This is a genomic window from Halobacillus sp. BAB-2008 (assembly GCF_000328325.1).
GTDB lineage: Bacteria > Bacillota > Bacilli > Bacillales > Halobacillaceae > Halobacillus.
Genome location: NZ_ANPF01000090.1, coordinates 1 through 16,073 on the forward strand (window position 1 = coordinate 1; position 16,073 = coordinate 16,073).

General features: G+C 47.9%; 21 protein-coding genes. 10 read left to right on the forward strand and 11 right to left on the reverse strand.

Annotation, left to right across the window (positions count from 1 at the left end):
- On the forward strand, nucleotides 1–547 hold a 547-nt coding region (locus D479_RS17920), incomplete at its 5' end, for a hemolysin III family protein (RefSeq protein ID WP_039871772.1).
- A 71-nt stretch (nucleotides 548–618) separates the two neighbouring features.
- Here D479_RS17920 and fadH read toward each other — a convergent pair.
- Nucleotides 619–1,383 carry a 2,4-dienoyl-CoA reductase gene (fadH, locus tag D479_RS17925; RefSeq protein ID WP_008639873.1) on the reverse strand — a complete coding sequence of 255 codons (765 nt, stop codon included), beginning with the start codon at nucleotides 1,381–1,383 and terminating at the stop codon, nucleotides 619–621.
- 144 nt (nucleotides 1,384–1,527) lie between these two features.
- Here fadH and D479_RS17930 point away from each other — a divergent pair, with 144 nt between their 5' ends.
- From D479_RS17930 to D479_RS17940, 3 genes are all read left to right on the forward strand, one after another.
- Nucleotides 1,528–2,388: a metallophosphoesterase gene (locus tag D479_RS17930; protein ID WP_008639874.1), complete on the forward strand. Its 861-nt coding sequence runs from the start codon at nucleotides 1,528–1,530 to the stop codon at nucleotides 2,386–2,388.
- Between the two features lie 263 nt (nucleotides 2,389–2,651).
- Nucleotides 2,652–3,119, forward strand: coding sequence for a YkyB family protein (locus D479_RS17935; RefSeq protein ID WP_008639875.1), 468 nt, complete (start codon nucleotides 2,652–2,654; stop codon nucleotides 3,117–3,119).
- Between the two features lie 68 nt (nucleotides 3,120–3,187).
- Complete coding sequence (locus D479_RS17940; RefSeq protein ID WP_008639876.1) at nucleotides 3,188–3,406, forward strand: hypothetical protein; 219 nt, start codon at nucleotides 3,188–3,190, stop codon at nucleotides 3,404–3,406.
- A 60-nt stretch (nucleotides 3,407–3,466) separates the two neighbouring features.
- Here the strand turns inward: D479_RS17940 and D479_RS17945 are convergent, their stop codons facing one another.
- The 5 genes from D479_RS17945 to D479_RS20345 form a co-directional block, all read right to left on the reverse strand.
- The gene (locus D479_RS17945) at nucleotides 3,467–4,372 is read right to left on the reverse strand and encodes a chemotaxis protein (RefSeq protein WP_008639877.1); all 906 of its coding nucleotides are present in this window, start codon (nucleotides 4,370–4,372) and stop codon (nucleotides 3,467–3,469) included.
- A 184-nt stretch (nucleotides 4,373–4,556) separates the two neighbouring features.
- Nucleotides 4,557–4,961 (reverse strand): hypothetical protein, encoded by a 405-nt coding sequence (locus D479_RS17950; protein WP_008639878.1) that lies wholly within the window; start codon nucleotides 4,959–4,961, stop codon nucleotides 4,557–4,559.
- A gap of 54 nt (nucleotides 4,962–5,015) precedes the next feature.
- Nucleotides 5,016–5,714 carry a DNA alkylation repair protein gene (locus D479_RS17955; protein WP_008639880.1) on the reverse strand — a complete coding sequence of 233 codons (699 nt, stop codon included), beginning with the start codon at nucleotides 5,712–5,714 and terminating at the stop codon, nucleotides 5,016–5,018.
- Nucleotides 5,714–6,571 carry a patatin family protein gene (locus tag D479_RS17960; RefSeq protein WP_008639882.1) on the reverse strand — a complete coding sequence of 286 codons (858 nt, stop codon included), beginning with the start codon at nucleotides 6,569–6,571 and terminating at the stop codon, nucleotides 5,714–5,716. The genes D479_RS17955 and D479_RS17960 overlap by 1 nt, the downstream gene beginning before the upstream one ends.
- A gap of 114 nt (nucleotides 6,572–6,685) precedes the next feature.
- Complete coding sequence (locus tag D479_RS20345; protein ID WP_008639884.1) at nucleotides 6,686–6,832, reverse strand: FbpB family small basic protein; 147 nt, start codon at nucleotides 6,830–6,832, stop codon at nucleotides 6,686–6,688.
- A 108-nt stretch (nucleotides 6,833–6,940) separates the two neighbouring features.
- Here D479_RS20345 and D479_RS17965 point away from each other — a divergent pair, with 108 nt between their 5' ends.
- Complete coding sequence (locus D479_RS17965) at nucleotides 6,941–8,095, forward strand: aminotransferase A (RefSeq protein WP_008639886.1); 1,155 nt, start codon at nucleotides 6,941–6,943, stop codon at nucleotides 8,093–8,095.
- A gap of 147 nt (nucleotides 8,096–8,242) precedes the next feature.
- On the opposite strand, the gene D479_RS20350 is transcribed toward D479_RS17965, so the two are convergent.
- Complete coding sequence (locus D479_RS20350; protein ID WP_236096547.1) at nucleotides 8,243–8,440, reverse strand: aspartyl-phosphate phosphatase Spo0E family protein; 198 nt, start codon at nucleotides 8,438–8,440, stop codon at nucleotides 8,243–8,245.
- Between the two features lie 264 nt (nucleotides 8,441–8,704).
- Here D479_RS20350 and lepB point away from each other — a divergent pair, with 264 nt between their 5' ends.
- Nucleotides 8,705–9,226 (forward strand): signal peptidase I, encoded by a 522-nt coding sequence (gene lepB / locus D479_RS17970; RefSeq protein WP_008639890.1) that lies wholly within the window; start codon nucleotides 8,705–8,707, stop codon nucleotides 9,224–9,226.
- 73 nt (nucleotides 9,227–9,299) lie between these two features.
- On the opposite strand, the gene D479_RS20355 is transcribed toward lepB, so the two are convergent.
- The 3 genes from D479_RS20355 to D479_RS17980 are packed head-to-tail and all read right to left on the reverse strand — an operon-like array spanning nucleotide 9,300 to nucleotide 9,946.
- Nucleotides 9,300–9,437: a YvrJ family protein gene (locus D479_RS20355; protein WP_008639892.1), complete on the reverse strand. Its 138-nt coding sequence runs from the start codon at nucleotides 9,435–9,437 to the stop codon at nucleotides 9,300–9,302.
- A 51-nt stretch (nucleotides 9,438–9,488) separates the two neighbouring features.
- Complete coding sequence (locus D479_RS17975) at nucleotides 9,489–9,701, reverse strand: DUF2922 domain-containing protein (protein WP_008639894.1); 213 nt, start codon at nucleotides 9,699–9,701, stop codon at nucleotides 9,489–9,491.
- Nucleotides 9,702–9,721: 20 nt separating this feature from the next.
- Nucleotides 9,722–9,946 carry a DUF1659 domain-containing protein gene (locus tag D479_RS17980; protein WP_008639896.1) on the reverse strand — a complete coding sequence of 75 codons (225 nt, stop codon included), beginning with the start codon at nucleotides 9,944–9,946 and terminating at the stop codon, nucleotides 9,722–9,724.
- Between the two features lie 388 nt (nucleotides 9,947–10,334).
- On the opposite strand from D479_RS17980, the gene D479_RS17985 reads away from it, so the two are divergent.
- The 4 genes from D479_RS17985 to crtI are packed head-to-tail and all read left to right on the forward strand — an operon-like array spanning nucleotide 10,335 to nucleotide 14,352.
- Entirely contained in the window at nucleotides 10,335–11,105 is a 771-nt protein-coding gene (locus D479_RS17985; RefSeq protein WP_008639898.1) for a carotenoid biosynthesis protein, read from the forward strand.
- Nucleotides 11,086–11,748: a lysophospholipid acyltransferase family protein gene (locus D479_RS17990; protein ID WP_008639900.1), complete on the forward strand. Its 663-nt coding sequence runs from the start codon at nucleotides 11,086–11,088 to the stop codon at nucleotides 11,746–11,748. Before D479_RS17985 ends, D479_RS17990 begins: the two co-directional genes overlap by 20 nt.
- A 19-nt stretch (nucleotides 11,749–11,767) precedes the next feature.
- Entirely contained in the window at nucleotides 11,768–12,880 is a 1,113-nt protein-coding gene (locus tag D479_RS17995) for a glycosyltransferase family 2 protein (protein ID WP_008639902.1), read from the forward strand.
- Nucleotides 12,877–14,352, forward strand: coding sequence for a phytoene desaturase family protein (crtI, locus tag D479_RS18000; protein WP_008639905.1), 1,476 nt, complete (start codon nucleotides 12,877–12,879; stop codon nucleotides 14,350–14,352). Before D479_RS17995 ends, crtI begins: the two co-directional genes overlap by 4 nt.
- Nucleotides 14,353–14,400: 48 nt before the next feature.
- Here crtI and D479_RS18005 read toward each other — a convergent pair whose 3' ends face one another.
- Nucleotides 14,401–15,933, reverse strand: coding sequence for a UDP-N-acetylmuramoyl-L-alanyl-D-glutamate--2,6-diaminopimelate ligase (locus D479_RS18005; RefSeq protein ID WP_008639912.1), 1,533 nt, complete (start codon nucleotides 15,931–15,933; stop codon nucleotides 14,401–14,403).
- Nucleotides 15,934–16,073 lie beyond the last annotated feature (140 nt).

The following is a 16,073-nucleotide window of genomic DNA, read 5'->3' on the forward strand; positions in this document are numbered from 1 at the left end:
TCTGATTGTGTTCGCAAGTATCGGCGGCAATGCATGGCACATAACAAGTGTGACGATATACGGTGTATCCATGCTCGTCTTATATGTTTCTTCGACACTCGTCCACAGTTTTCCTCCAGGGAAAGCAAAGGACCTGTTTGAAATCTTTGATCACTCGGCGATTTATTTATTCATTGCCGGCACCTATACCCCGATTCTGCTCGTCCCATTAAGAGGAGCGCTCGGTTGGACTCTGTTCGGCATCGTATGGGGGCTTGCGGTTCTCGGTATTCTGTTTAAGGTATTCTTCGTCAAACGTTTTGTTGTAATGTCCACCGTTTTCTATGTACTGATGGGCTGGCTTATCGTTCTTGCCTGGGGTCCGCTTACCGCTCAGGTTCCAGCCGCCGGCATCACGTACCTCGTCGTCGGAGGCGTCCTGTATTCCATCGGTGCAATTTTCTATGTATGGCGCAGTTTCACCTATCACCATATGGTTTGGCACTTGTTCGTCCTCGGTGGGTCGATCCTGCACTTCTTTACGGTATTCTTCTATATCATCGGTTGAAGTGATCGTTCCATCAGCACATAAAAAAGGTTCAGAGCCGGATGACGGTTCTGAACCTTTTTCTATGTGAATCAAAATGGATGTTTGTTCAGCCACTGTCCGCCGTCCAGCGTTACCACTTCACCATTCATGTAGGAAGCTTCTGAGAGAATGAAATTTGCGAGAGCCGCAATCTCTTCCGGTGTTCCGAGACGCTTCAGAGGTACGGACTTCAGTGTCCGCTCCGCCGCTTCCTCCGACTGAAACAACCGGTCTGCCCCACCTGTCCTCTCAATCGGCCCAGGGGCAATGGCGTTCGCCCTTATACCATACTTACTTCCCCACTCCACAGCAAGCGTGCGGGTCATGGCAAGGACCCCCGCTTTAGCCGAGGCGGAATGAATAACTCCTGCCCCTGCTCCCCATGCATATGTAGCGACAATATTCAGAATGGATCCTTTGATTTTGTTTTCAATCCAGTAATTTCCTACGGCATGACTGCAGTAAAAGGTACCATTCAGTACAATGTTAATGACCGCATTCCAGCCGTTGGGCGATAAATCCTCCGCAGGTACGATGAAATTACCTGCCGCATTATTAACAAGATGATCCACCTTACCGAAAGCGCTTACAGTTTCAGCGACCATTCTCTCTGCATCTTCCACTTCTCGCACATCCATCTGAATGGTAAGGACGTCATCTTCCTTTCCTTGTGCAATTTCCTTCCGCGCCGCTTCCAGACGTTCTTCGTTTCTACCGGCAATGGCGACCTTTGCTCCTGCCTCCACGAAACATTTAGCCATATGGAGCCCCATCCCGCTCGATCCTCCCGTGACAATGACTACTTCGTTCTTCATGACAAATTCCTCCTCTTTTCCTCTTACATATCTTTCTACACGCATAAAATGAATTCCTGTTCATTTTATAAAAAACGCGGTATTTTCGACGAATTTTTTTTCGTTTCGTGATATAATGGCGGAAGAATTCAGGGGAGTGCTGCTATGAAAATGAGTCGTAGAACCTTTCTGAAACGCGTGTTATCCGGTACAGCAGGCATTCTCGGGATCGGCGCTTTTGGATACTCGTATGCCCGTTATCTCGAGCCTCACATGCTTCAGACAAAAACCTATTCGATTACAAGCGAAAAAATTCCGAGAGCTTTCCACAATTTCAAAGTTCTCCAGTTCTCCGATACCCATCTCGGGTTCCATTATGATATAAACCAATTAAACAAGCTCTCAGAGATCATCAATGGGTACGAGCCCGACCTCCTGCTTTTTACCGGCGATCTCGTCGATAAACCCCACACGTACGATTATCCTGTGGAGCTTGTGCAGGTGCTCAGGAAACTGGAAGCTAAACGCGGGAAGTACTGGATTTACGGAAACCACGACCATGGTGGTTACGGTACAGACAAAATCCGGGACGTGATGGACCAGGGCGGCTTCCAACTTTTGCAGAACGAACACATCCTCATTCGAAATGGGTCTGCATCTTTTGCCCTTGCAGGTTTGGACGATGTGATGCTGGGGAAACCGGATATTGAAAAAGCATTGAACCGTATTCCAGAGGATTTATTCACACTCCTGATGGTTCATGAGCCGGATGTTGCCGACGACTATCAACGCTACCCAATCGACCTTCAACTTTCCGGTCACAGCCATGGAGGACAAGTGCAGCTGCCGTTTTACGGGTACATGGTCACCCCTCCCTATGCGGAGAAATATGTCGAAGGTCATTACCGCTTGGAACAGGGACTCGATTTGTACGTGAGCAGAGGCATCGGAACGACACGGCTGCCTTACCGTTTCCTTTGTCAGCCGGAAATTTCGTTATTTCTCTTGAAATCAAATGATTCTTAAAGACTACACATAAATCATGCAACCATACGAATACAAGTGGTACACTAGAAGAAGTTTACTTGTAGGAGAGGTCCTGTTGGTTATACTAAGACAGCTCTCTCTATCCTCCTCCTACCAAGGGAGGGACAGGCTGATGCATCCGCCCGTTACCAAAGCGTCTTTTACAGCCAGGCGGATCTATGACGGGAACTTCCGTTACACCGCCTTTCGTCAAATCCTAATAGATAGAAAACCGTTTGAATTGGATGGAAAGGAGTCCACTGATGAAAGAAACACATTTATCCAACCGGGAATTGGCAGAATCCTTATTTATCGTCAACCGCCATGCCAAGACAGCTCCGGAACCAAAGCACTTATACGACATCAAAAAACAAACCATCGAAAAACTCCTTCAGGAAAACCGCGCGAAGAAAGTAGGACTTCACTTCTCGGACCACCCGAGATTCAGCCAGCAGCATTCGACTCTCCTGATTGAAGTCGGGGGCTATTACTTCCACGTTCCTGCACATAAACAGGATTTCGATCAACTCAAGCACCTCGGTAAAGTCGACCAGTCCTACCGCAATCCTAAGCCGAAGCTTTCCCTGTCGAAAGCGAAGCGGAATCTTTACCACTATTTGGATTGGAAAATGCCGAAAAAACCGATGCATGCCATGCAGACGACAAGTCCGAGCTTTCTCGGGCAGCCGACCGGCGGTCCGTGGAACCAACGCAGACGAAGGGATCGCTGATAAAACCGCTCCTTATGTTTCGCTTCTGTAAAAATAAGGAATGAAACATAAGGAGGAGGCTGATTTCTATGACGATGGATCCAATGGAAGACTTTCTTTATCATTTGAAGAAGTATATGGAATACACGACGGAAATGCGTTCATCCTATGAGCATCTGACCGCAGAACAAAAAGAAAAGGTCATCCAGGCGTCCCCTGCAGGGAAGGACCCGGAAGTACTCTCCAAGCATGCCTACGCCTGGCATGATAAGCTTTTCACACAGAATGAGATGGATAAAAAAAGATGACAAGAGGCCGCTTTGCGCCCTTTGTCATCTTTTTTTCTTCGTACCCCTCGTTTACAGCTGTTACAGAATAAAATGGTCGATCCATTTAACAAGGTCGACGATTTCCGGTTTGGACACTTGCGCATCAGCACCGACCATTTCTCCCTTATGCCGCAGATCATCGGTGATCAAGGAAGAGAAGATGATCACCGGCAGCTTGCTCATCGCTTCATTTTCTTTAATCAGTTTTGTCAGATGATGCCCGTCCATACGGGGCATCTCAATGTCTGTAATGATCAATTGATATTCCTCTTCCAGCACTTTACCTTCTTCTGCCAATCCTGCCAAATGATCGTATGCTTCTTTGCCGTCTTCAAAGCTGAACGTCTGCTCATATCCTGCTTCCCCGAGTGTCTCCTGAACCATTGCCCGGAGCATGGCTGAATCCTCTGCCAGCAGAATTCGTTTCGTCGACCGATCCCGGTCTCCAAGTTCCCTAAGCTGCCCTTTGTGAATGCTGGACTCCGGGTTAATGTCAGTGACGACCTTCTCAAAATCAAGCAGAAGCATCATTCCCTCTTCCATCTTGATCACACCTGTGACCTGCGTCTCCAGCCCTTGATACATACGATCAGGCTTTTCGATATCACTCCATGAAATGCGGTGGATCTGGGTAACGGTATGTACGTGGAAAACAATTTTTGTCTGATTAAATTCCGTAAGAATGAATTTATCCCGTTCCGGATTTTCCGAGGCAGGGAAACCCAGGGCGTGTGCCACATCCACCACCGGCACGACCTCTCCACGAATTTCTATAATTCCCTCCACCGACTTATGGGAATGAGGAATTTTCGTAATAGGATGCGGGTTTAATATCTCCTTGACTTTGATGACGTTGATCCCGAAGCGGTTGCCCTCGATACCGAATTCTACAATCTCCAATTCGTTGGTGCCGCTCTCCAATAGGATTCCCTGTTCTTTGTTCACATTTCATCGCCCTTCCTGTATCGGATCTATGCCTTATATCGACATTCTTCCTGGAAGGTTTAGAAAAGAAATCCTACTTACAAAAAAAGCCCCAGAATTCAGGCTCAATGACATGTATTCATGCAAACAAATATACTTATTCTCCCACGTAAATGACAAAGAGTCCGTCGTCACAGAAAACATCCTAAGCTGCTTTTTTGTGGCGACGGCTGAGTTTCTTCCAGCTCCGCTTTCCTGCCTGAAAGAGGATATAACATAAACCGAAGCTGCTCATGCCAAGCAGGGAAATCGACCAGAAAAAGTCAGGCAGCATCGACGTGTTTCCGCTCATCGCATAACGATCAATCAGTTGAAGAAAGACGAGCACTGTCAGACTGCTGCCCAGGTAGCTTGCAAAAGTCTTCCAGTTATGAAGGATGATCCACTCCATTACGGGTTTCATCACCCACATGACGGCCGCCATCAACAGAAATACAAGTGTGAATTGGACGTGGTGGGGTTCAAGGCCGAATATTCCCAATAGATCAGGGTCCAACATCCGGATTGCTCCATCCAGAATAGAGGGGTCCAGCCATTCGGACAAATTCATGTACGTTCATCTCCTTGTTCTCATTACTACCATTATGAACAAGGAAAGATTTCCTTAAACGTCCAGCATGCCCTGTGCTTTCATCCATTTCAATGCTTCTCTTCTGCTGAGCGGGCGGAGCGGGTGACTTTCTACAAACAGAAGGACGGCTTCCGGTGCTGTCTTGCTGTATTCCCGCAGCGCCCATCCGATTGCTTTCTCGATAAAAAATTCCCGCTCCTCTTTCAACTCATGGATAACGTGATATAACAGGTCCCGATCCGTCTTTTCCTTGTATCTCAACTGATGCAGGAGGCTCGAGCGGCGCAGCCACATCGTTTCCGACCGGCTCCATTCCTCCGTAACAGGACGGAGAAAATCGGGGTAACGAAGGAAGAAAGCACCACACAATTTCGACGCGATCGGATCGACTGTATCCCACCAGGGTTTCGTCTCCAGCAGTTGCTTATACCCGTCGATGGCGGACGGGAGCGTTTTCTTCGTGCCGCGCTCCAGTAGTTCAATAGCTGCATAATGACATTCCCTTTCTTCCATATCGAACAGGAGTTTCGCAGCCTCCATCCTCTCCGCTTCCTCTATGTTCCGGTATTCTTTCCATATCGGACGGCATAGAAGCCGGCGATCCGGTGCTTTTATCCCAAAAAAAGAAAAATGGTGTTTCATATAAGCTTCCATGGGCATCTTGTTTTTCTCGTTCTTGTTTGAAGCAAGCGCCTCGTGAACAGCTGCGGCCAATACCCTCGCCCTATTCATCAACTTTCTTTCTCCAAAAAAGAAGCTAGAAGCTCTTCAGACTGTTTCGCTTCTTCATACCCTTGAACATAGAGCTGGTGCAGACGTTCTCTGTTCTTTTCCACACGCCCGACCTTAAGCGGCTCTTTCGGCCGGATAATGAAGACCGATCCTTCCTCTTCCATCTCCTTCAAAAGCTTAAGCTGCTGATTGTATTTGATATGGCGTTCGATCATAGCTCTTGCGAACAAGGGGAACTGCTTGTACTTCCGATTCATATACCAGGCGCCTTTCATCTTTCCTTTGATATACCCATCGTTCCTGGTCAGGACGACGACGTGCTTCTTATTGCCGTCCTCCATCGAGCGGTCCAGGGGAATCGGGTCCGCTATGCCGCCATCCATCAACTGCCTGCCATCGTAAGCTATGCTTGGAGCGATCATGGGTAGAGAGCTTGAAGCACGTATCAACTGAAGCAGACTGCTCCTATCAGGATACTTATCATAAAACACCGGAGCCCCGGACTCCATATCCGTCGTACCGATCACAAAAGTCGTATCCTGTTTAAGAAACGCATCGTAATCGAAAGGAACCAATTGGTTTGGAAGTGTATCGAATATGAAATCCATTCCAAACAATTGACGTTTTGTGAACATCCGTTTGTAAGATATGTATTCCGGATGACTCCCGTATTCGACGATTACTTCATAGTTCCTCCCCCGCTGTCCCGCGACGTAAGAACTGCCGTTACAGGCTCCTGCAGAAGCACCGACGACGTAAGGGAATTGGATGTTTTCATCCAGGAAGTAGTCCAACACCCCCGCTGTATAAGCGCCACGCATGCCGCCGCCTTCCAGCACCAGTCCCGTATTTTCCATTGAAATCACCTTCTGATTTGTTTTAAGATATTCTTATTATCATTCTGCCACAAATGATTCCGGAAAGTAAAAAGAAGCGCCCGCAGAATCGGACGCTTCTCTCATGTACTGTCATCAATTGACATACGTTTTCTTTTCCAGTCTTTTGGCATGCTTTTCATCTATTTTGTTCTCGATTTCTTCGAGGGCGTCTTCGTCCTTCAGAAGCTGCTGTTTGTTACGATCTACAAGATCTTCAAAGGAAATTCGGTTTGGTCTCATAGCTGTTCTCCTTTCCATTTCTTCCTTAGCAGTATACCAAATGTCTGAAGGCTGCACCATTAAATTGTTTGAACATTTTGTTAATTATGTGTTACAAGGAGAGAAACGATGAAACATAGGATCAATACGAAAGTAACAGAAATCGAAATATCCGGAATACGACGGTTCTTTAATATGGTCAGTGGCTACAAAGATGTTGTTTCTCTGACAATCGGGCAGCCTGATTTCCCGACACCGGCGAACATCAAAGCAGCCGGGATTAAAGCCATCGAAGAAGACCGGACGAGCTACACGCACAACGCAGGCATTCTCCCATTAAGAGAAGCGATCAGCAGACATGTACAGACGAATTACCGACTCGATTATGCACCGGAAGATGAGATTATTGTCACCGTAGGAGCTTCCGAGGCCCTCGATGTGACACTTCGGACAATCCTTGAACCAGGCGATGAAGTAATCCTTCCGGGACCTGTCTATCCCGGCTATGAACCGCTTGTGCACCTGGCAGGCGGACAGGTAGTCACCGTCGATACAAGGAAAAGCAACTTTAAACTCACACGGGCCGAAATAGAACGGGCGTGGACGGATAAGACGAAGGCCGTCATTCTTCCTTACCCATCCAATCCTACCGGCGTTTCGATGACAGAGCCGGAATTGGAAGATATTGCGGACTTTCTTGCCGGTAAACATGTCTTCTTGATCGCTGATGAGATATACAGTGAACTTGTGTACGAACGGCCGCACGTCTCCATCGCCTCGTATGCCGAACTGAGAGATAAGGTCATCGTCATCAACGGTGTTTCGAAGTCCCATAGTATGACAGGATGGCGGATCGGATACTTACTTGCCCCGCGCTGGCTGGCTTCCCATATTCTCAAGGTGCATCAATACAATGTCTCCTGTCCGACATCGATCAGCCAGTACGCAGCTTTAGAGGCGCTGACAAACGGAAAGCAGGACGCCGAACAAATGAGGGATGCCTATAGGAAACGGAGGGATTATGTGACCGAAAGGCTGCGCCAAATGGGTCTGTCCTTCGCTGAACCGGAAGGCGCCTTCTATATTTTCGTGGAATTTCCACTTGAAGGAAGAACGACGTTCGATCGAGCTGTCCAGCTGGTGGAGGAAGCCAAACTCGCTCTCGTACCCGGTGATGCCTTTTCCGCTTCCGGCCAAGGGTTTATGCGGCTTTCCTACGCCTACCATATGGATACGCTGAAAGAAGGACTCGACCGGCTCGAGAAGTTTCTCCAAAAAAATTGAAACAGCAAAAAGCCCGTGGACTGGATCCATGGGCTTTTCCAGAAGATCAAAAAACTTAAAAAGGTAATTCATTTTTTCGAAGCCCGTTCGCTAGGAAAAGTACTTCTTCCATAAGCTAAAAAAGCATATAGACGGGATCCATATGCTTTATTTCGGACGTTTATCACTTTGTATCTCATTCAGTAAGGTGTCTAATTCCTGGCTTAATTTCACGGATTCTTTACTTGAGAGTCCTTTTTCCATGGCTACTTTGGTCATTTCTTTCCGGAGTATCTCCACTCTCGTTATGCGAGGATCCTTATCGGTCATCTGCATTCCGACTACCTCCTGACTTGTTCTATCCATTTCCTTGTACTCTTCCTTCTAAAAAGAAAGAATGTGTGTTCGTATGCAACGTGGCACGGGAAGAATTATCTCAATTTTCATTCACTTTGTAAATACGAATGCAAAAAGTTCCTAAAATTCGACAAATATTCCCTTCCATTATACCCTCTACGAGCTGCCGGGTTTGTTACATCTGTATTAAATTAAGCTTCCCTTCCCTTTCATTTCTTATCCTCTATGGTAAAATATATGTGATAAAGCGTTCATCGAGAAAGGAAGATCAGATTGTCCGAGCAATCGAAAAAAGAATGGCTGGAGTGGCTGAAAGCCATTGCCGTTGCCATCACGCTGGCTTTTATCCTTAGAACGTTCTTCTTTGCAACTTCCATCGTGGAAGGTGCCAGCATGGACCCGACACTTCAAAACGGTGAACGAGTCATGTTCAATAAAATTGTGTATTATATAGACGAGCCGCAGCGTGGCGATATCGTCATCATCGAACGTCCTGTGAAGAGCTATGTGAAACGGATTATTGGAAAACCGGGTGACACGGTTGAAATTAAAGAGCACGAACTGTATGTAAACGGCGAAAAACAAACACAGGACTATTTGACGGACGAGGCAGCTACGGCGACCCGTGACTTTGGTCCCGTTGATGTACCGGAAGGCGAATATTTCGTTATGGGTGACAACCGTTCGATCAGTAAAGACAGCAGAAACGGTCTCGGCTTTATTGATGAAGAAGAGATCATCGGCCGGACAGAACTGGTCATTTACCCATTCCAGGAATGGGGACTCACGAAGTAAAACCCTCCGTGAGCGAAGACACCAATAAAAAAAGAAAGGCCCGGACGGCATAGAGCCTCCGGGCCTTTCTTTTTTATGGAATCCATTTTTCCGGCAGCCGATGTATGGAGTCGATCAACTGGTCCAGCTTCCCTTCTACTCTATGCAGCAAGTAGAACGTTACTGCCACCGGAAAACCGACATCCGCCATCAGCGACAACCACGTTTCCATATCCGCCATCCCCTTAATAGAAAGGGGGTCCCTCAAGGAACCCCTGCTCTTTTAGATTTCAATATCCACCACATTCCGCTCGACAATGCGGGCTTCTTTCTTCCCAATCAGAATACCTCCGCTTGAATAGAAGCAGTTCTGGTTGATAATTTCGTCCATAGCGGCATTAACAGCCGCTGGATCGGCCGGCTCGACCGGATCATCCAGTGTAAGCGTTACGACCTTGTCCTCTTCATTGAGAAACTTCAATTCCAGTGTTTTCATCTACTCTCTCCTCCTGTGTTTTAAACATCGATTAATACCGTCTGATCCGTACGCTCCACTTGGAACATCAATCGATTCTGAAGAGGAGCAAGCGCCTGGGATACAAGATACAGCTGCTCATCTGTCGCGGTCAGTTTAATGTTGTTAAACGATTTACGGGCGACGATCACATTCCCTTCCGGATCTCTCCCTGCTTCAAAAGACAACTGCAGCCTTGTGTCAAGTTTGTTGGCTTCCACTGCCATGCTGATCACCTCCTTTCACTTCTATAATCGAAGAAGGATAAAAAGGAGGTGTCGTCTTTCAAAAAAATGCCGGATCTTTTATAAAAGACCCGGCACCTCTGTTTTTAAGAAGGGTTACCCTCTATCAAACATGCACATCCCTATTAACGAGATCAATATAACCAAACAGACAACAAACATGACCATTTCCATTTAGTCCAACCCCTCTCTACCTGTTTATTTTAACAAATTTTGAAAGCGCATGCCTTTTATTTTCTGAAATTTCCCTATCCTTATTCAAGTCTTCCACGCGAGGGCTTTTCCGTTTAATTTTCTTCTAGATGAGGTATGATGATAGAAGGATTCTCCTATATACATAACGGAACTAGTAAAGTGGATGAGGTGTTTTATGACGACTATTATTTACCGCTTCTTTTTATTCTGGTATGCCTGCGGGCTGATCCTCGTAACGTTTGACATCCTTCCGCCCTGGCTGGAATGGGCAAACAGTGTCTTTCTGATTACGGCAGGGGTCGTCGGCGGGATCTATTTCTGTAAGATGTATGGTACATACAAAGGGCTGCTGTACAGCATTATTATCGTTGTGGTCAGTATATACGTGGAGCACCTCGGCGTGGAGCAGGACTTCCTCTTCGGTTCTTACACGTATAATGATAATTTCGGATTAAAAATCGCCGATACGCCGATCACGATCGGTTTCGCCTGGCTTCTTGTTATGGGCTGTTCGCACGAAATGGCCCGTGGCATTACATCCGCGTGGAAAGGACCTTTTAAGAACATCAGCTTTCTGATCATTGGTTCACTCGTTACCGTAACGATGGACTTAATTCTTGATCCTGTTAATTACAAAATCAAGGAATACTGGTTGTGGGATGAGCCTGGGCTTTATTACGATATCCCAGCTTCCAATTTTGTCGGATGGTTTGTCCTGTCTGCTGTGTTCCACTTGATTTTCTTATTATGGAGCCCTAAACCACTGGAGGATACCGGTATGTGGCCTAAACGGATGAGCTATGTGTTCTTAATGATCGTCTTCATGTTCCTTGTCGTCGCACTGACAGGCGGACTGTTTTTTGCGATTACACTTGTTACAATCCTGACGGTTATATGGTATGTCTTATATAAATGGAGGGACGGCGATGTTCAGGGAAGCACGTAAGCACCCCCTCATCGAGTGGGGGTTTACACGATTCAACCGATGGTTCCTAAAAAAACACTTTGAATCCATCCGTGTCGCCAGCCCTCCTGAAGTTGCGAGCCGTAACGTGCTGTTCCTCATCAATCACAGTTCATGGTGGGACCCATTGGTCATCTTCCACCTGAACGAACGGCTCGTTCAATCGGATGCCTATGGAATGATGGGCGAGGAAGGAATCCGCCGGTTCCCCTTCTTCCGCAGCATCGGCGCTTTCTCTGTCGACAAGACCGACCGCAGGCACTTGTTGGAATCATTAAAATACAGCATCCGCCTCCTTGAACGGCAGCGGACCGTCTGGATTTTCCCGCAAGGTGAGGAGCAGCATCAGGAGAAAAGACCGCTCGAATTCTTTTCCGGCATCTCCTATATTGCTGAGAAGACCCCGGATGTGAAAGTTGTTCCCGTCTCGATCTATTACAGCCTCGAGCATACACGGAAACCGAACGCATACATAGAAATAGGAAATCCCTTACCGGAGAACGAATACCTCCCCCTGAATAGAAAGCAAATGACGAATTATTTCGAGAAGTGCGCGACAGACCAGCTCGATCGTCTGCGGGAGAAAGTACGAACGGAAGACCATCGGACATTCCGTAATTTATAATCAAGGTGGTGAATGATACATGATGACGCTATGGACAGTTCTGCTGTTCTTCACTGTCTTCTTAAACCTATGGACCATGCTTAACAGCCTGTCGCTCTATCCTTTGGAAAAAAGACAGGGAGACGCTTCCCGGCACTCTGTCTCCCTTCTTGTGCCGCTGCGTAACGAAGCGGCCAATGTCAAGGGGCTGACAGAGTCTTTGAAGCGTCTGACATATGACAACTTGGAGGTGATCCTGCTCGACGATCACTCGGATGATGATACCTATGACCTGCTCGTCTCCTGTACAGGAAACGACACCCGTTTCCGGATCATCCAAGGAAACGACCTGCCGGAAGGATGGAACGGCAAAGTCCACGCCTGCCATCAGTTGTCTGAACAGGCATCAGGGGACTACTTGTTGTTCCTGGATGCCGATGCAAGGGTCGCTCCTGATGTCATCGAACGGACCATGGCAACGATGGAAAAGCACGGCGCTGCCATGGTGAGCGGCTTTCCGCGGTATCCGAACTTCCATTTCTTAAGTCATATGCTCGTGCCGCTTCAACATATGATCGTTCTTCTTCATCTCCCATTATTTGTAGCCAATCGGACAACAAAGCCGATGTTCACCGCGGCATGCGGCATCTTCCTTATGGTGGAGAAGCAAGCGTACCAAGCAATCGGCGGCCACCAATCCGTCAAAGGTTCGCTGGTGGAAGATGTCCATATCGCACGAGAGATCAAAAAGCACGGGTATCGAATGATACTCGTCAACATTACCGGATCGGTCCTGTCCTATATGTACGATTCTTCCGCAGAAACGTGGGCTGGTTTTAAGAAGAACATCTTTACAGGAATCGGGCGCTCGACCGTCATGGCCGTCGGTCTTTCCGTCTTTTATACGGCCGTTTTTCTTCTGCCGGCGTTTCTCGCTGTAACCGTCCTCTTCGGTGCTCCTGTCTATTACCTGCTCCCTTACTTATTGACGGTCGCTTTCAAGATGTACACCGATGTAAAGACCGGCCACCCGCTGTGGCTTTCGTTCTGTCTGCCAGTCGCCATCGTGCTGTTAATCGCTATTCTCTTTGCTTCGATGGCGGTTCATAAACGGGGCGAATCTTATCAATGGAAAGGAAGATCCTACTTATGAAAGTCAGCATTATAGGTGGCGGACTCGGAGGTTTGTCCGCTGCCGTAACGTTAGCCAAGCACGGGGCGGACGTCACGCTTTTTGAAAAAAACAGCCATTTCGGTGGAAAGATGATGCCGGTGGATGAAGAAGGGTACCACTTCGATTTCGGTCCGAACACCATAACCATGCCGGAAGTTTTTCGGGACGTCATTAAACAGGGTGGACTGGATCCGGACCTCGAACTTCCGTTTATCCACGTCGTCCACCACACGAGAAATGACTTCCCTGATGGTTCTACGTTCGACTTCTCCACCGATCAAGCGTATATGAAGCAGCAGTTGGGGCGGCTGGATCCTTTCGGCCTGAAGAACTATGATTCCTTTCTCCAGGAAATCGAACGGCTGTATCAGCTGTCCCGAAAACATTTTCTCCACCGTACATTTTCCGGGTGGAAGGATTATCTATCCCCTGCCCTTGCTTTGAATACGGCAAAAGTACGGCCGCTTGAGTCCATGGACCACTTTTTCCAAAAATATTTCCGGAACCCTGCCGTTATCCAATCGTTAAACCGTTATTCCACGTATATTGGGTCCGATCCTTACCGTGCCCCTGCGACATTCGCTATGATTGCTCATCTGGAGTGGAACGACGGTGTGTACTACGTGAGGGGCGGCAATACGAAGATCGCCGAAGCTTTCGTAAAGGCAGCAGAAAACGTCGGAGTGACTCTCTACAGCGGCACCGAGGTGAAGAAGATCCATACGAAAAACCAGCGCGTGCAAGGCGTGGAGACAGCAGATGGTTACTATGAAGCCGACCACGTCATTGTAAACGGTGACCTGCTCAAATCTGTTCCCGAGCTGCTTTCAGACTCGGAACGCCCTTCCCTCTCCAACCGACGGATCAGTCGTTTTGATCCTTCTATATCGGCCTTTGTTATTATGGCAGGGTTGGATACTGAATTGGACCGGCTTCACCATCATCACCTCTTCTTTTCCAAGAATTATAAAGAAGAGTTCCAGACTCTGAAATCCGGAAAGTACCCAGAGGATCCGACTATCTATATATCCACTTCCTCCAAAACCGATCCCGGCATTTCCAGGCAAGGAGACAACTGCTTCCTACTCGTCAATGCCCCTGCAATCAGAGCAGGAGGAAACAATCATTATGATAAAGAGGCCTACAAAGAAAAGATTTACGACAAGCTGGAGCATTATCAGATTCCGATCCGCAAGCATGCCGCGTTCGAGATGGTCATGGACCCTGCCGATATCGAGAACCAGTTCGGCGCACATAGAGGGTCGCTGTACGGCCCCTCTTCCAACACCCGGGCACAGGCGTTCATGCGCCCCTTCAACAAGTCACAGGATATCGAAAGCCTGTGGTTCTGCGGTGGCAGCACGCATCCGGGCGGCGGATCTCCGATGGTTGTCTTAAGCGGACAGAACGTTGCCAATAAGATCATTGGAAGGATTGTTGAAATGGAATAACAAAAGAAGGCCCACCCTGTTATGAGATAGAACAGGGTGGGCCTTCTTTTATCGATCGATTGTCTGTACTTTATTCCGCTGTTCTATAACCTTCGCATGTCCGGATCGCTGGAAGTATTCATCGATCACAGCCAGTTCATCGTAGGGGACCTTGACGTCACCAATGATTTGATAGCCGCCGAATCCAATTCCGGTCAAAAGAACGACATCTCCCGGCTTCGCTAAATCGAGCGCTTTGTGGATTCCGTCTTCTCTATGCAGCATCGGATGAATAGTCGGGGCGTCAGGCTGCCGGAAGCCGGCCAGCACGTCATCGACAATGCTTCGACGATCCACATGCCCGGGCTGATCTACACTCACGACAATTTCATCCGCCCGTCCCTCCACTACACTTGCCATGAGTGGACGCTTCTTCGGATCACGCAATCCAATTCCCGTGATCATCACGATTAACCGGCGGTAAGGCAGTCCTTCTACCGCACCAAGTACTTTTTCAAGCGCATCCGGTGTATGAGCGTAGTCGGTAACAATTTGATAAGGTGCTTCCCGATCTACCAATTGAAAACGTCCTTCGGGGCGTTTAATCTTATCCACTCCTGTAAGTATTCTCTTCAAAGGGAATCCGAGCAGCAAACAAGCGCCGATCGCGGCCATCAGGTTGGAGACATTATAAAGTCCATAAACCGGTGCCATTATTTCGTGCGTCTCGCCGAATGCACGGAGTCGGAATGACGTCCCTTGAAGATGGGGCTGGACATCATCCGCCCGCAAGTCCGCTTCGTCGTTCATTCCATAAGTCAATCGTTTACCGCTGAATTCCCGGAGCAAGTCCCCGGACATACCCGGGTCATCCACATTGATGACCGCTGCCTTGGCCTGCCTAAACAGCTTCATTTTGGCTGTTTTATAAGCTTCCATCGTCTTATGGAATTCCAGATGCTCCGGAGTCAGATTGGTATGGACCGCTACATCGAAAAGAATGGTATCCAAGCGTTTCTGCTCCATCGCAATGGACGTCGATTCAATGACAGCTGCCTGCATGTCCCTCTCACGGAAATAACGGAGTACGCGCTGAATATCAGGCGCTTCCGGGGTCGTCGGTACCGTCTGTTTAAACGTTGTTTTCTGCTGATCGTCCCAAATGCCGGCCGTACCGATGGATCCTGTTCGACATTCCAGGTGATTAAGAAGGGAATAGATGAAAGCCGACACCGTCGTCTTTCCATTCGTACCGGTAACGCCGATCGTATGCAGAGACCGAGCGGGATTTCCACATACGGCAGCCGCCATCCAGGCGAGCGCCTCTCTGCTGTCTTCGACGATAACAAAACTATGATAAGGATAGTCATGCACGTATGTATGGATTTCCCCTGCATCCGTACCGATGATCGTCCGTGCTCCATTACTGATTGCCTGCTTTATATATCGATGACCGTCCAAATGTTCACCCGCGATACAGACGAATGCGTCTCCGTCTTTTACTTCTCGGGAATCATAGACGACGTCTACAATCCTCTGCTCCACAGGACCTATAAATGTTCCTGTCAGGATGTCATCCAGTCGGAAAATATTCTTATTCATGGTATCACCCTTTAGTATCAATCTATGCTTTACTAAGTGAAAGCATTCAATATCAGATACATACCCGGGTTTATGGAATATGAAACGTATGTACGCGGATTTTGACGAATAAGAAAAAAACCGTGAAGGCAGATGCTTCC

What these genes read in the sequence shown, in the direction of transcription:
- fadH (WP_008639873.1), bottom strand. Translation starts at nt 1,383, where the DNA reads ATGAAGAACGAAGTAGTCATTGTCACGGGAGGATCGAGCGGGATGGGG.
- D479_RS17930 (WP_008639874.1), top strand. Translation starts at nt 1,528, where the DNA reads ATGAAAATGAGTCGTAGAACCTTTCTGAAACGCGTGTTATCCGGTACA.
- D479_RS17935 (WP_008639875.1), top strand. Translation starts at nt 2,652, where the DNA reads ATGAAAGAAACACATTTATCCAACCGGGAATTGGCAGAATCCTTATTT.
- D479_RS17940 (WP_008639876.1), top strand. Translation starts at nt 3,188, where the DNA reads ATGACGATGGATCCAATGGAAGACTTTCTTTATCATTTGAAGAAGTAT.
- D479_RS17950 (WP_008639878.1), bottom strand. Translation starts at nt 4,961, where the DNA reads ATGAATTTGTCCGAATGGCTGGACCCCTCTATTCTGGATGGAGCAATC.
- D479_RS17955 (WP_008639880.1), bottom strand. Translation starts at nt 5,714, where the DNA reads ATGAATAGGGCGAGGGTATTGGCCGCAGCTGTTCACGAGGCGCTTGCT.
- D479_RS17960 (WP_008639882.1), bottom strand. Translation starts at nt 6,571, where the DNA reads ATGGAAAATACGGGACTGGTGCTGGAAGGCGGCGGCATGCGTGGCGCT.
- D479_RS20345 (WP_008639884.1), bottom strand. Translation starts at nt 6,832, where the DNA reads ATGAGACCAAACCGAATTTCCTTTGAAGATCTTGTAGATCGTAACAAA.
- D479_RS17965 (WP_008639886.1), top strand. Translation starts at nt 6,941, where the DNA reads ATGAAACATAGGATCAATACGAAAGTAACAGAAATCGAAATATCCGGA.
- D479_RS20350 (WP_236096547.1), bottom strand. Translation starts at nt 8,440, where the DNA reads ATGGATAGAACAAGTCAGGAGGTAGTCGGAATGCAGATGACCGATAAG.
- D479_RS20355 (WP_008639892.1), bottom strand. Translation starts at nt 9,437, where the DNA reads ATGGAAACGTGGTTGTCGCTGATGGCGGATGTCGGTTTTCCGGTGGCA.
- D479_RS17975 (WP_008639894.1), bottom strand. Translation starts at nt 9,701, where the DNA reads ATGAAAACACTGGAATTGAAGTTTCTCAATGAAGAGGACAAGGTCGTA.
- D479_RS17980 (WP_008639896.1), bottom strand. Translation starts at nt 9,946, where the DNA reads ATGGCAGTGGAAGCCAACAAACTTGACACAAGGCTGCAGTTGTCTTTT.
- D479_RS17985 (WP_008639898.1), top strand. Translation starts at nt 10,335, where the DNA reads ATGACGACTATTATTTACCGCTTCTTTTTATTCTGGTATGCCTGCGGG.
- D479_RS17990 (WP_008639900.1), top strand. Translation starts at nt 11,086, where the DNA reads ATGTTCAGGGAAGCACGTAAGCACCCCCTCATCGAGTGGGGGTTTACA.
- D479_RS17995 (WP_008639902.1), top strand. Translation starts at nt 11,768, where the DNA reads ATGATGACGCTATGGACAGTTCTGCTGTTCTTCACTGTCTTCTTAAAC.
- crtI (WP_008639905.1), top strand. Translation starts at nt 12,877, where the DNA reads ATGAAAGTCAGCATTATAGGTGGCGGACTCGGAGGTTTGTCCGCTGCC.
- D479_RS18005 (WP_008639912.1), bottom strand. Translation starts at nt 15,933, where the DNA reads ATGAATAAGAATATTTTCCGACTGGATGACATCCTGACAGGAACATTT.